The 13,057-nt window shown below is 52.6% G+C and carries 10 protein-coding genes; 4 read left to right on the forward strand and 6 right to left on the reverse strand.

What is annotated here, in order from left to right; genetic code table 11:
- Positions 1-10 precede the first annotated feature (10 nt).
- The 6 genes from EYY67_RS12240 to EYY67_RS12265 all read right to left on the reverse strand — a co-directional run bounded on the left by EYY67_RS12240 (position 11) and on the right by EYY67_RS12265 (position 6,729).
- Positions 11-1,075, reverse strand: coding sequence for a phosphotransferase (locus tag EYY67_RS12240; protein WP_131693598.1), 1,065 nt, complete (start codon positions 1,073-1,075; stop codon positions 11-13).
- Positions 1,068-1,811, reverse strand: coding sequence for an SDR family NAD(P)-dependent oxidoreductase (locus tag EYY67_RS12245; RefSeq protein ID WP_131693599.1), 744 nt, complete (start codon positions 1,809-1,811; stop codon positions 1,068-1,070). The genes EYY67_RS12240 and EYY67_RS12245 overlap by 8 nt, the downstream gene beginning before the upstream one ends.
- Positions 1,812-1,898: 87 nt before the next feature.
- Positions 1,899-2,738: an ABC transporter permease gene (locus tag EYY67_RS12250; RefSeq protein WP_415838633.1), complete on the reverse strand. Its 840-nt coding sequence runs from the start codon at positions 2,736-2,738 to the stop codon at positions 1,899-1,901.
- A gap of 11 nt (positions 2,739-2,749) precedes the next feature.
- A complete protein-coding gene (locus EYY67_RS12255; protein WP_095925834.1) occupies positions 2,750-4,015 on the reverse strand; it encodes an ABC transporter permease in 1,266 nt (421 codons plus the stop codon).
- Positions 4,016-4,184: 169 nt separating this feature from the next.
- Positions 4,185-5,213, reverse strand: coding sequence for an ABC transporter substrate-binding protein (locus EYY67_RS12260; RefSeq protein ID WP_131693600.1), 1,029 nt, complete (start codon positions 5,211-5,213; stop codon positions 4,185-4,187).
- A 247-nt stretch (positions 5,214-5,460) separates the two neighbouring features.
- Positions 5,461-6,729 (reverse strand): 4-aminobutyrate--2-oxoglutarate transaminase, encoded by a 1,269-nt coding sequence (locus EYY67_RS12265; protein ID WP_131693601.1) that lies wholly within the window; start codon positions 6,727-6,729, stop codon positions 5,461-5,463.
- Between the two features lie 146 nt (positions 6,730-6,875).
- Between EYY67_RS12265 and pdxR the strand changes: the two genes are divergently transcribed.
- The 4 genes from pdxR to EYY67_RS12285 all read left to right on the forward strand — a co-directional run bounded on the left by pdxR (position 6,876) and on the right by EYY67_RS12285 (position 11,921).
- Positions 6,876-8,417, forward strand: coding sequence for a MocR-like pyridoxine biosynthesis transcription factor PdxR (gene pdxR, locus EYY67_RS12270; RefSeq protein WP_131693602.1), 1,542 nt, complete (start codon positions 6,876-6,878; stop codon positions 8,415-8,417).
- A gap of 265 nt (positions 8,418-8,682) precedes the next feature.
- Positions 8,683-9,768 (forward strand): ABC transporter ATP-binding protein, encoded by a 1,086-nt coding sequence (locus EYY67_RS12275; protein ID WP_095925422.1) that lies wholly within the window; start codon positions 8,683-8,685, stop codon positions 9,766-9,768.
- Between the two features lie 1,320 nt (positions 9,769-11,088).
- Positions 11,089-11,715, forward strand: a complete 627-nt coding sequence (gene parA / locus EYY67_RS12280) for a ParA family partition ATPase (protein WP_014341720.1) — start codon at positions 11,089-11,091, stop codon at positions 11,713-11,715.
- Positions 11,712-11,921, forward strand: coding sequence for a plasmid partition protein ParG (locus EYY67_RS12285; protein WP_047607115.1), 210 nt, complete (start codon positions 11,712-11,714; stop codon positions 11,919-11,921). The genes parA and EYY67_RS12285 overlap by 4 nt, the downstream gene beginning before the upstream one ends.
- Positions 11,922-13,057: the final 1,136 nt, after the last annotated feature.

The raw sequence follows: 13,057 nt of genomic DNA on the forward strand, positions 1-13,057 counted from the left end.
GTCATCCTCTTTACTTCAGTTCAGATGCACAGGACTGCCTGAATATCTCGCCAGTCTGCGAAAAGGGCAACGTCATCAGCCGCGATAAACTTCCCCAGGCATGCGTCTGATTACGCAGGATATAGTCGCGGTTCTGCGGATAGAGTACGGCGCGGTGCTGGGCGATCAGTAAACTCAGCGCCAGCCGCGACGCAACCAGTTCCGGCAACAGCTCCAGCTCTGCTTCCGTCAGCGGCTGACGGGCGGTATAAGCGGCGATCATCGGGTGGCAAAAGTGGAATAAATCGCTGCCTTCGCCGTCCAGCTGATAAGCCAGCGCCGTCGCCAGTTCGTTAATCAGGGGCGCCATCAGGGCATCGCCGAAATCAATAATGCCCGCCAGACGCTGCGGGTCCGCGCTGCTGACCAGCACATTGTGGGCGTTAAGGTCATTGTGGATCACCTGACGGCGAAGTTGTGGACTGGCGGGCATGACTTTTTGCTGATGCGAATCCAGCACGCGGGCAATCGTGCGTCGCTGTTCAGGGTCAGTGAGATGCGGTAGCCAGCCGTGCAACCGTGACATGTCGCTGATATCCCACAGCAAATCACGCGCCGCCCCCGGATGATCAAAATCGCGCAGTGCGATATCCAGCCGGGCCAGCGTCTCCCCGAGAGTCCGCATTAGCGTTTTGCTACGCGGCACCTGATATTGCGCGGTACCCGGCAGATAACTCACGGCGCGCAGCGTCAGCGTTTGTCCGGCCACATCCACCTGCGGCGTAAGTTCCCCGCTGCGGCTTTGCTGTAAACGCGGCACCGGTAACGCGCTGTCCCGCCGGGCGAGATGGCTGAGAATGGCGGTCTGAAAATCCACTTCGGCGGGGACTTCAGCGGGATTCACAAAGCGCAGCATATAGGCGCGACCGGAAAGAGTGGTCAGGCAAAAATTGCTGTCACGCTCGCCGCCCAGCACCTGCGCCACGCCGTCCAGCCCGTAAATCTGCGCAGCAATCTGTTCGGCCTGCGATGTGCTGACGTGTGGCACGGCGGTGGTGAGCAGACCCGCCGTCAACCGCGAAGGGGCTTCAGACATGCTGACCGCCGTTGACGTGAATTTCCGCGCCATTGACGTAGGACGCCCCTGAAGTACAGAGAAAATGGATCAGCGAGGCGACTTCTTCGGCTTTGCCGAGACGCTGCAACGGCACGCTGCGCTCGACGATCTCCTGCGTACCCGGCGAGAGTATGGCGGTGTCGATTTCTCCCGGCGCAATGGCGTTGACACGGATGCCATGCGGACCGAACTCATGCGCCATTTCGCGGGTCAGGGTGGAGAGCGCCGCTTTGGAACAGGCGTAGGCCACACCGGCAAACGGATGCACTTTGCTGCCCGCAATCGACGTCACATTAATAATGCTGCCCTGCGCCGCTTTCAGCTCATCAAACAAGCCGGTGGCCAGCATGGCGGTTGAAAACAGGTTGACGTTAAACACCTGTAACCAGGTGGCATAATCGCTGTCGAGCACGCCCAGACGCCCGCCGGTCGGCGTTTTTGGCGAAATACCGGCGTTATCCACCAGCGCGTCAAGCCGTCCGCCGAGGCGTTCTTTAATCATCGGTAAAGCTTTCTGCACGCTGTCGATATCTTCCAGATCAAGATGAATATGGTTGAGGAACCCTTCGGCCCACGGGCATTCATCCACCCAGTTCTGACGCGATGCGGTGAAAATCCGCCACCCTGCGGCGTAGAAATGTTTGACGGTCGCGTGACCGATGCCACGGCTTGCCCCGGTCAGTAAAAGTGTTTTTTTCTGAGTTGTATCGGTCATGAGGATGGCTCCCGTTATTTTTGATATTTGATGCATCAGGAATAATCAAAAAAAGAGGACCTGTAAAGTCCTCTGATGAATGTGACGTCAGTGTGTTACCGGTGAATGACGCAGGCGTTCGCCACGGCGGCGCAGCAGTTCCATCACCAGCAGCAAAATCAGCGATGCGCCGACCATCAGCGATGCCGCTGCCGCAATGGTCGGATCGAGGTTTTCGCGGATACCGGCAAACATCTGAATAGGCAACGTGCGCTGGCGCGGACTGGCGAGGAATAAGGTCACCACCACTTCGTCGAAAGAGGCCGCAAAGGCAAACAGCGTACCGGAAAACACACCGGGCGCAATCAGCGGCAGTGTGACTTTACGGAATACGGTCCACGGCGATGCGCCGAGACTGGCCGCTGCTCGCGACAGATTGCGGTCATAATTTTTCAGTATCGCCACGACCGTGATCACCACGAACGGCACGCCGAGCAACGCATGCGCCAGCACCAGCCCGAGATAGCTGTTGAGCAGCGACACGCGGGCAAAGAAGAAGAACATGCCCACGGCGATAATCACCACCGGCGCGATCATCGGCGATATCAGGATCGCCAACACCAGCGATTTGCCACGAAACTCACCGCGCACCAGCCCGACCGACGCCAGCACACCCAGCACGGTCGCCAGCAAAGTGGCCAGCGGCGCAATCAGCAGGCTGTTGCCCAGCGAGCTCAGCCATTCATCCGAATGGAAAAATGTCTGATACCAGCGCAGCGAAAAACCGGTCAGCGGATAACTGAGAAATGACCCGGCGTTGAACGACAGCGGGACAATGATCAGCACCGGCACAATCAGAAACAGCAGGATCGCCGCGCTGTAGAAATTAAAACACCAGCGCCACAACCGCAGTATTAACGCCCCTTTTTGCTTCATCGTGTGTTTCATCTTCCGGCTCCTTAATGGACGGCAATTTCAGCTTTGGTGCGCGTGACGCGGATATAAACGATATACAGCAGCACCACAATCACCAGCAGCTGACTGCCCAGCGCGGCGGCCATTCCCCAGTTCATGGTCGTGTTGGTGAAGAAGGCCACGAAGTAACTGACCATCTGATCACCCGGCCCGCCCAGCAGCGCAGGCGTGATGTAGTAGCCGATCGCCATCATAAATACCAGCAAGGCACCGGCGGTGACACCGGCATACGTTTGCGGCACGTACACCCGCCAGAAGGCAGAGAAAGGATGCGCACCGAGTGAAATCGCAGCGCGGACGTAGTTGGGTGAAATGCCCTTCATCACGGCATATAAAGGAAGCACGATAAATGGCAGCATAATGTGGGTCATCGAGATGTACACGCCGAGACGGTTAAACACCATCACCAGCGGGTGATCAATGATGCCGGTGGCAAGCAGCGCACGGTTAATCAGACCGCCTGACTGCAACAGCACAATCCAGCTCGCGGTGCGGACAATCAGTGAGGTCCAGAACGGCAGCAGCACCAGAATCATCAGCAGGTTAGCGCGCCCGACCGGTTGTTTCGCCAGCCAGTACGCCAGCGGATAACCCAGCGCGACGCAACATAGCGTGACCACCAGCGCCATCCACAACGTTCGCAGCAGAACATTGACGTACAGCGCCTGATCCGGCGGCAGTGCGACGATATGGCTGCTCTCCACGTCCACCTTGCGGTCAAACGCCGACAGTAAATAAAGGGACGTCACCGGACGTGCAGCGCGTTGCAGCGTCTGCCAGGTGCTGAGTTCGCCCCACAGCGGCATGCTCCGGATCAGCGGTTCACGGATCGCCCCGCCGTCTTGCGGTACGTGACGCAACGTGCCGGTGATCAGGCTGCGGTAACGGTTATCTTCGTAGCTTAAACGCTTGGCGACGGTCGCCATCTGGCCGCTGTTGCGGGCATTGCGCAAATCAGTGACCAGCGCGGAAAACGTGGCCTCATCCGGCACGGTTTTGCCATCCCAGCGGGCAAGCTGCGCCACCGTTTCCGGCAGGGTTGCGCCCAGCTCCGGATTGGTCACACTCTTGCCGAGAATGGACGCAATCGGGAACAAAAAACTGACGATAACAAACAGCAACAGCGGCGCAATCAGCAACAATGAACGGCGCGTATATGCCGCTTCCACTTTGCGCAAACGCTGACGAAGCGTCGGCCCTTGCGCAGATCCTTCCGCCACCGGTGTGGTCAACATTTCGGTTTGGCTCATGTTTTTCTCCCGCTGCGGGCTCCGGTTTCTTTTTTCACCCATGTTCAGCACAAAATCATTCGGTCTGAATCAAGGCGGCAACTGAGACAGAGCCCCGGGAACATACAAAAGTATGTGGCCGGGGTCTGCGAAGGCGGCCAGCGCAGAGTCAGACCGAAGGATGAAGTGCTTACTTCGCGGCCCAGGCGTTGAACCTCTGTTCTAAGTCTTCACCATGCTCAATCCAGAAGTGAGTATCTACCTGCAATGCGCCTGCCAGGTTTTTCTCTGCGGTCGGCAGATTCTGTGCATATTTCGGGTCAATCATGCCGGTAACCGATTTTTCGGTCGGGCCGTAAGGGATGGTTTCAGCGAAGACTTTCTGGTTTTCAGGCTTATTAGCGAAAGCGATAAACTGTTCTGCCAGATCTTTGTGTCTGGAGCCTTTAACGATCGCCCAGCTGTCGAGGTCGTAGAGGCTGTTATCCCAGACCATTTTGAAATCATGGCCTTCGCCCTGCGCGGCGCTGACGCGACCGTTATAGGCAGACGTCATGACCACGTCGCCGGAGACCAGCCATTGCAGGGGTTGTGCACCGGATTCCCACCACTGAATATTCGGTTTGATCTGATCGAGTTTTTTGAAGGCGCGTTCAACACCCGCTGGCGTCGCCAGCACTTTATAGATGTCTTCACGTTTCACGCCGTCAGCCAGCAGGGCAATTTCCAGCGTGAATTTGGCGCTTTTGCGCAGGGCGCGTTTGCCCGGAAAATCTTTCACATCCCAGAAGTCTGCCCAGCTGGTGGGTGCTTTTTTCAGTTTGCTGGCGTCATAGGTCAGCACGGTAGACCACAGAAAAATCCCCGCGCCGCATTCGGTGACCGCGCCCGGCACGTACTGCGTTTTGTCGCCCAGTTTGCTCCAGTCCAGCGGTTCAAACAGCCCTTCGTCACAGCCGCGGATCAGTTCCGGGCTTTCTACTTCAACCACATCCCAGCCGACCTGTTTGGTTTCTACCATGGCACGGATACGCGCCATTTCGCCGTTGTACTCCCCCGGCTCGATCGTGCCTTTTCCTGCGGCGGCAAAAGGTTTGTAAAAGGCTTTGTCCTGAGCATCCTTATTCAGGCCGCCGAAAGAGATCACGGTCAGGGATTCTGCCTGAGCCTGAAACACTAACCCTGCAAGAAGAGTGGTAAGGGCAATTTTCTTAAACATGCTGTGACTCCTGGGTTAACAAAAAAAGTCGAAAAGCGCGAAGAGAACGGCATTGTTAAAAACATGATGCATCATATTTTATAATAAAGCATAAACCATGCCATTCCTGTTGGTTCTGTCCGCCACGCACAACACGGCGGGCGGACAGGGATGAAAGAGGCGTTATGTGATTTTTTTATGCCTCATGACCCTTCAGTTTCTGATTATCAGCACTGCTTTCGTGCATCACTGCACTGTATAGGTTTCCTCAGTCAGCCAGTACGTCGGACAAAATAGCCAGCGCGTCCCGGAACTGCGCGTCAGGGATGGTCAGCGGATAGAGGAAACGGATAACGTTGCCGTGTACCCCGCAGCTCAGCATCAGCAATCCGGCATCAAGTGCCTTACGCAGATACTGTCTGGTCAGATCGGCAGAAGGTTTGCCGGTGGCCGGATCGTTAAATTCCGCCGCCACCATCGATCCCCGGCCACGAACATCCACCAGCGCCGGACAGGTCGCTTTGGCTTTTTCCAGCACTTCCACCAGCTCAGCGCCCAGGCGGCTGGCGCGGTCGCAGAGTTTTTCTTCACGGATGATATCCAGCACGGCCAGCGCGGAAGCCACCGCCAGTGGGTTACCGGCGTACGTGCCGCCGAGGCCACCCGGCTCCGGTGCATCCATCAGTTCAGCGCGCCCTGTTACGCCGGAAATCGGCAACCCGCCGCCCAGACTTTTCGCCATCGTGACAATGTCCGGTTTCGCATCCGGATAATATTCCGACGCAAACATTTTGCCGGTACGCGCAAAACCGCTTTGGACTTCGTCGGCGATCATGACGATGCCGTGACGGTCACAGATTTCACGCAGCCCTTTTACAAAATCGTCCGGGGCGATATTAAAACCCCCCTCGCCCTGCACCGGCTCATACAAAATGGCCGCGACTTGCTGCGGGCTGATATCACTGCGGAAAATACGTTCGATACTGTCGAGCGCCATTTCCGTGGTGACGCCGTAAACCGCATTCGGATACTGGGCGTGAAAAACGGAAGCCGGGAACGGGCCGAATCCCACTTTGTAAGGCACGACTTTGCCGGTAAGGGCCATGGTCAGCAACGTGCGGCCATGAAATGCGCCGGAGAACGTGATAATGCCAGGGCGGCCGGTGGCTGAGCGGGCAATCTTCACCGCATTTTCGACCGCTTCCGCTCCGGTACTGAAGAACGTGGTTTTCGCTGTTCCGCTCACCGGAGAGATTTCGTTGATGCGTTCCGCCAGTTCAACAAAGCTGGCGTAAGGCACAATCTGGTAGGAGGTATGGGTGAATAAATCGAGCTGCCGGCGGATTGCCTCAACGATTTTAGGGTGACGATGCCCGGTATTCAGCACCGCAATCCCGGCAGTAAAGTCGATGTATTCCCTTCCCTGCTCATCCCACAACGTGGCGTTTTCTGCCTTCGCCGCATAGAAATCACACATGACGCCAACACCACGCGGTGTCGCGGCTTTACGGCGTTTTTCCAGTTCACTGTGACTCATCTTTCGCTCCTGCCCTGAAGGTTGATATTTTTGGACTGCCGGTTGCGAGGTGAACAATTTGTCGAATAAGCAATCCGTTCTTGTTTTTTATCCCGCCAGCGGCTCTATAATCCAGAACCAGTTTGAATTATTTTGAGGATCCACTTTTGCGCTCATTGCTTTCTGACCTCATTTTGCAGCGCCTGACAGGACTTTCAGAAGCCGTAACAGGCACACTGAATAAGCGGGTTTATCAGGCATTACAACAGGCTATCTTTGACGGCAGTATCACGCCCGGCAGCCGGTTACCCGCCTCCCGCGACCTGGCCAAAGAACTGGATATTTCGCGCAATACCGTGCTCGCCGCTTACGAACAATTGCAGGCCGAAGGGTACATTCAGACCCGCACCGGAAGTGGTACCTTCGTCACCGCTGATTTACCCAAAGACGGTGTGATTGCCGATAAAACCACCCCGCGTTGTGCGCCGCTTCGCAGCCACGTATCGCTGTCCAAACGGGGGTCGCAACTGCTGACGCGCACCGGCGTGGCGTCGCACCAGTGGGGCGCGTTTATGCCCGGCGTGCCGGATGTGACAAAATTTCCTCACGATATCTGGCGCAAACTGCAAAATCGTCTGAGCCGGCGGCTGCATCCCGAATACCTCACCTACTCCCGCCACGGCGGCTGCCCGCAACTGCAACAGGCGCTGGCTGATTATCTGCGGATTGCCCGTTCGGTAGACTGCACCGCAGATCAGATCCTGATCACCGCCGGAACCCATCAGGCGCTGGATTTACTGGCAAAAATGCTGTGCGACCCCGGTGACGTCGCGTGGATTGAAGAACCGAGTTACTGGGGGATCCGCAATGTGCTGACCATCAACGGCGTAGAAATTCAGCCGGTGCCGGTGGATGAAAACGGCATGGATCCACCCGACAGCCCGCCGCAGGACCGTGCGCCGAAGCTGATATGCGTGACACCGTCACATCACTACCCGCTCGGGTCCGTGATGAGCCTGGCGAGACGACAAAAAATCCTGACGATGGCCAGCCAGCAAGGCAGTTGGGTGGTGGAAGATGATTACGACAGTGAGTTCCGTTATTCGGGGAATCCGATCCCCGCATTGCAGGGGCTGAGCAGCGATGCGCCGGTGATTTATATCGGTACGTTCAGCAAGACATTGTATCCGGCGATGCGGATAAGCTACGTCGTGCTCCCGCGTCCGCTGGCGTCGCGCCTGAAAATTGCGCATTCCGAACTCTATCGCGCAGGTAACGGACTGACGCAACTTACACTGGCAGAGTTTATCCGTGAAGGCCATTACGCTGCCCATATCCGCCGCATGCGTCTGCTTTATGGCAAACGCCGTAACGCCCTGACGCGGCTGATTGAACAGGAATTAGGGACAGAATTTTTATGTGAGAACAGCAACGCAGGGCTGCATCTGATTTTATCCTTGCCGGATTCGATCGATGACGTGGCGCTCAGCGCTGAGCTGGAGCAAAAGAAAATCCTGACGCGCCCGCTTTCTGCGTATTACCTGCGCCCTGCCCCGCGACGCGGGCTGTTGCTCGGTTACGGCTGCGTGCCGGAAGAAGAAATTGAGGCAGCGTTCGGGCATATCGTTGACTGTTTGCGACGCCGGCTGCATCCGGTCAGTGCAGCGCCAGCGCCAGAACGATACATCCCTGATGAACCGGGTGACTAGCCTGATCCTGCGTAACATGCTCAGCAGACTGCTAGCAAAAACCCAAGGTACAATAAAAAATACAATAAAATTCATAAGCCTGTGAGATTTCCCGCAGGCTTATTTTTTACTTCGCTTTGTCAAAAAATGCTTGTTTGCGTCTGAGGCGGGTGGTAAAGATTTTTAATAACACCACACAGACGATCCTTCTCAGGATGTTTTATGCACAAATTGTGCCGGGTCGCGTCCATCCATTTTCGATCATTTTTATCTGCGGAGTGCCGTGATGAGAACGTATGTCAGCTTCAAAAATATCAAGAAGAGTTACGACGGCGACAAACTGGTGGTCAGGAATCTCAATCTTGATGTGCATGAGGGGGAATTTCTGACGCTGCTGGGGCCTTCCGGTTCCGGCAAAACCACCAGCCTGATGATGCTTGCAGGTTTCGAAACGCCGACTCAGGGCGAAATCCTGCTCCGTGACAAACCCTTGCATAATCTGCCACCCCATCAGCGTGATATCGGTATGGTTTTCCAGAACTATGCGCTGTTTCCGCACATGACCGTGGCTGAAAACCTGGCCTTCCCGCTGACCATCCGCCGCCTCAACAAGACGGATATCAAAGAGAAAGTTGATCGCGTGCTGGAAATGGTCAAGCTGAAATCCCTTGCCGATCGCTACCCTGCCCAGATGTCGGGTGGTCAGCAACAGCGTGTTGCCCTTGCACGCGCACTGGTGTTTGAGCCGAAACTGGTCCTGATGGATGAACCGCTTGGTGCACTGGACAAGCAATTGCGCGAGCATATGCAGATGGAAATTAAGCAATTGCACCAGATGCTGGACCTGACGATTGTGTATGTCACACACGATCAAAGTGAAGCCATGACCATGTCTGACCGGGTTGCGGTGTTTAATGATGGCGTGATACAGCAGATGGACAGCCCGAGTGTCATCTATGAAAAACCGGATAATGCGTTTGTCGCACAATTCATCGGCGAGAATAACAGCCTGCTGGCGACCAACAATGCAGCGGAAGGCGATTACTATCGCGCCTCGCTTGATGACGGAACACAACTGCATGCTGTAAAAATCCGGCCAAGTTCACCGGGCAAAAAGATTTTGCTCTCGATTCGTCCTGAACGTATCAGTGTGAATAGCCCTCAGCCGGGGATGGAACATGTTAAAGCCAGAATAAAACAATTTGTTTATCTGGGTGATCATGTGCGCATGATCACTGAGGTCGCTGGTCAGGATAATTTCATGGTCAAACTTTCTGCAGCAGCCATGAAGCCGGAGTGGCAACCGGGCGCTGAAGTGCTTCTTTCCTGGCAACCTGAACATCTGCGCGCACTGGATGTGATCACCCACTGATTTAAATCCTGAAATCCCTGAATTCTGAGATTACCTACTCTTGGGATTCAGGGATTATGACATCCTTAAATCATGGTACTGTCTCCTGCCATCCTATAATCTTATGATTCTTACATCCTATCATCCTGATATCTTTGTATCTTCTTTCGCTACCCTTCTGGAATCATGTGATTCAATAATCACGAAATCCTTGTACTTAGAATCCTGTAATCACAGGATGATGTCAGTACAGTACCGCATCTTATCATCCCGTCATCTCAGGATGCCTGCCGGGATTACAGAATCACAGGATAATATCTCAGGATTAAGGAATCATGGTCACCCATCCCAGGATTATGAAATCCTGATCAGAATCCCGTAATCTCAGGATTTTACATCCACAAAAAAACCTATCTGCATGATTATTATAATATGATTACAGGATTACATAATCCCTAAGTGGATACAAAATCCCATAATCCTGAGATTAATTCTGCATCTTATAATCTCAGGATACTTATCATCTGGCAGCCAGCGACTTGTGTACGGGGTTTAGCATACTCATAACTTTAAATCCTGATATCTCCGAATCCTCGAATCAGAGTGGGATTACAGGATTATAAAATCTTTGGATACCTGTGTTATGGAAATCATGAGCCTCCTGTAATTATTAAATCTTGTAAGCTCAGGATTCGGGGATACAGTAATACTCTTCACTGCGTTGCATCAGGATTCCAGGATGATAAGAGTGCTGTAATCCTGATACGTATCCTTATATCTCAGGATTCTGGTAATGGGAGAATCATATAATCACAGAATTACAGGACTAATCTGCACTGGCATCATCGAATCCAAAGAGTCTGGGATTGTAAGATAGAAAAATGGTGAGATGGTGAGATGGTGAGATGGTGAGATGGTGAGATGGTGAGATGGTGAGATGGTGAGATTATAGAATCCGGGGATGAGGACTTACAATGACTCAGCGTTTTTATTTTTCCGCATCTCTTGTGTATGACATAAGCCGATGATGAAAACATCCTGAAATCAGAAAAAATCCCATAATCTTGTCATCCTGCAATCCCTAAATCATGGGAGAAAGAGCGTTCACACTCATAAGATAGAGAAATCACCGAATCGCAGGATTACATAATCATAGGATATTATAATTCAATAATCCTTAAATATTGAAATCCCCGGATGCAAACTTTATAGTAGCACCTCAATCCTGTGATTCATGGATTAGAAAATCTCAGAATCCTGTGATTACACACTTTATGAATCCTGAAATCTTATGATTTTAGAATCCTGTTATCTTCATTGTACACTTCATCAGAGGTTGTCATGGCAGCGAAAATTATTTCTTTCCTGAACGGAAAGGGCGGAGTAGGGAAAACCACGACGTCTATAAACATAGCAACCTGTCTTGCCCGGCAAGGACACAAAGTCGTTATGGTCGACACCGACCCGCAAGGAAGTATCAGTAACTGGTACGACGAAAGCAAATGCCAGTTCGACCTGGCAGAAGCCGCTTCTGAAAAAGAGGTGTATACCGTACGCAAGCAACTGAAAGAATACGATTACGTGGTGATCGATGGGGCAGCCGCAATCTCTGCCATTTCTTCAGCCGCTGTTATGGTCAGTGATTTAGTGCTGATCCCCGTGACACCGTCACCTTTAGATTTCGCGGCCTGTGGCGCTATCCTGGCCGTTGTTGAAGCACGTGAAAACTTACAGCCCGTCATTGCGCGCTTTCTGATCACCAAAAAAGTGGCATCGGCTAAAATGCTTGAAGTATTGAAAGAGTCCATTGCCGATACCGGCGTTCCTGCATTACGTACCGGTACCACCCAGCGCCAGGTGTACATCCGCACAATGATGGATGGCGGAACCGTTTTCGATACAACAGACGGAAACGCGAAGGGCGAGATTGAAATTATGACCAAAGAAATTACGGAGTTGCTGAAATGAAAATGAAACTTGGCCAGCACAGGCAACTGACCACAGCGCTGGAAGCTGTGTCTAAACCGCCAGCATCAGTGAAAAAGTTACAGACCAACATCGATGAAGAGTTACATCGCCGGTTTAAAACCAGCTGCTTCCTGCAGGATCGTGAAATGAAAGACGTTCTGACAGAGTTGATCGAAGCCTGGCTTATCACTAACGAACGCGCCTGATACGTTGATCGCGAGCGGGATCGGGTCTTAACAGATCCGTTTCCGCGATATCCCGTTAAGATCCCAGCCTGACAAGGCCGTAACCCTCGCTTTTTCCTTCCTGAAAAATCTTCTGCGTTGTTAATCAGATCCCAAGATCAAATAGTGTTTTGTTTCTTTTTTAAGTTTAGATCTTTCTCTTTAGAGACGATTTTTACTTTTTATTATCATAAGGTTACAACGGGTATTGTGGAGGTTTTTCCTGCGCGAAGTGGAGATCCTTCCTGTTGGATGTGGATCCTTTTCATGTCGTATGTAGAGTCTTTTTCTGTGGATAATTTCTTTACGGATCAATCCATTATCTGCGTGGAGTAATTTCCTGTGGATATCACGATCTCCTCATTGTCTGGCCTCCCGTCTTCGCGATATGACCGCTAATATCATGCCACAACAGGGATTTATCATAAGTGGAATGATTTCCTGATCCTGTCAGTCAGGCCAATATGTGGAACAATTTCCTGTGACAGCGTCACGTCATGTCACTTGTCTCCGATAACGGATCTGGAATCCGTACGGGCAGGGCAGATCCGCATGATTTAGGGTGGCTGCAAAAGCCTATGTGGAAACTTTTCCTGATCCCCAAAACCCATATGTGGAAACATTATCTGATCCCATTTCGGCCTGATCACTCCCTGTGCTTTGAATTATTATCTATAAATCAATGTATTAAAAATAATGTGACATTGTCACGCACTGATATGTGGAGTGATTTCCTGATCAAAGGAGTTGATATTCAGGGTATCCGGCAGGATGAAAACAGCGATATGGCGTTAAGGTGGAGACATTTCCTGATCCCAGATCCGTATATATGTGGAAAGATTTTCTGAAAGAACGATCGCGGTACATATGTGGAATGATTTCCTGTTTATCTGATCGCCTGCTTCTAAACGTGGAGACATTTTCTGATCCCCGCAGGCGTGATACGTGGAAAGTTTTCATGTCGATCCGCTCTGGCAGGAAAAACACCGTCCCGGACGAAGTGAGAAGGGGATCACAAAGTGGATTTCGGGCGTTTTTTCACCGGTAGCGATTATATGTGGAGAGATTTTCTGATCCGGGAACGCTGTTGAAGAGAAACTCAGGGGGAATACGGCGCA

This window comes from Rahnella victoriana, assembly GCF_004330295.1.
GTDB classification, from domain to species: Bacteria; Pseudomonadota; Gammaproteobacteria; order Enterobacterales; family Enterobacteriaceae; genus Rahnella; species Rahnella victoriana.

What these genes read in the sequence shown, in the direction of transcription:
- EYY67_RS12240 (WP_131693598.1), bottom strand. Translation starts at nt 1,075, where the DNA reads ATGTCTGAAGCCCCTTCGCGGTTGACGGCGGGTCTGCTCACCACCGCC.
- EYY67_RS12245 (WP_131693599.1), bottom strand. Translation starts at nt 1,811, where the DNA reads ATGACCGATACAACTCAGAAAAAAACACTTTTACTGACCGGGGCAAGC.
- EYY67_RS12250 (WP_415838633.1), bottom strand. Translation starts at nt 2,738, where the DNA reads ATGAAACACACGATGAAGCAAAAAGGGGCGTTAATACTGCGGTTGTGG.
- EYY67_RS12255 (WP_095925834.1), bottom strand. Translation starts at nt 4,015, where the DNA reads ATGAGCCAAACCGAAATGTTGACCACACCGGTGGCGGAAGGATCTGCG.
- EYY67_RS12260 (WP_131693600.1), bottom strand. Translation starts at nt 5,213, where the DNA reads ATGTTTAAGAAAATTGCCCTTACCACTCTTCTTGCAGGGTTAGTGTTT.
- EYY67_RS12265 (WP_131693601.1), bottom strand. Translation starts at nt 6,729, where the DNA reads ATGAGTCACAGTGAACTGGAAAAACGCCGTAAAGCCGCGACACCGCGT.
- EYY67_RS12275 (WP_095925422.1), top strand. Translation starts at nt 8,683, where the DNA reads ATGAGAACGTATGTCAGCTTCAAAAATATCAAGAAGAGTTACGACGGC.
- parA (WP_014341720.1), top strand. Translation starts at nt 11,089, where the DNA reads ATGGCAGCGAAAATTATTTCTTTCCTGAACGGAAAGGGCGGAGTAGGG.
- EYY67_RS12285 (WP_047607115.1), top strand. Translation starts at nt 11,712, where the DNA reads ATGAAAATGAAACTTGGCCAGCACAGGCAACTGACCACAGCGCTGGAA.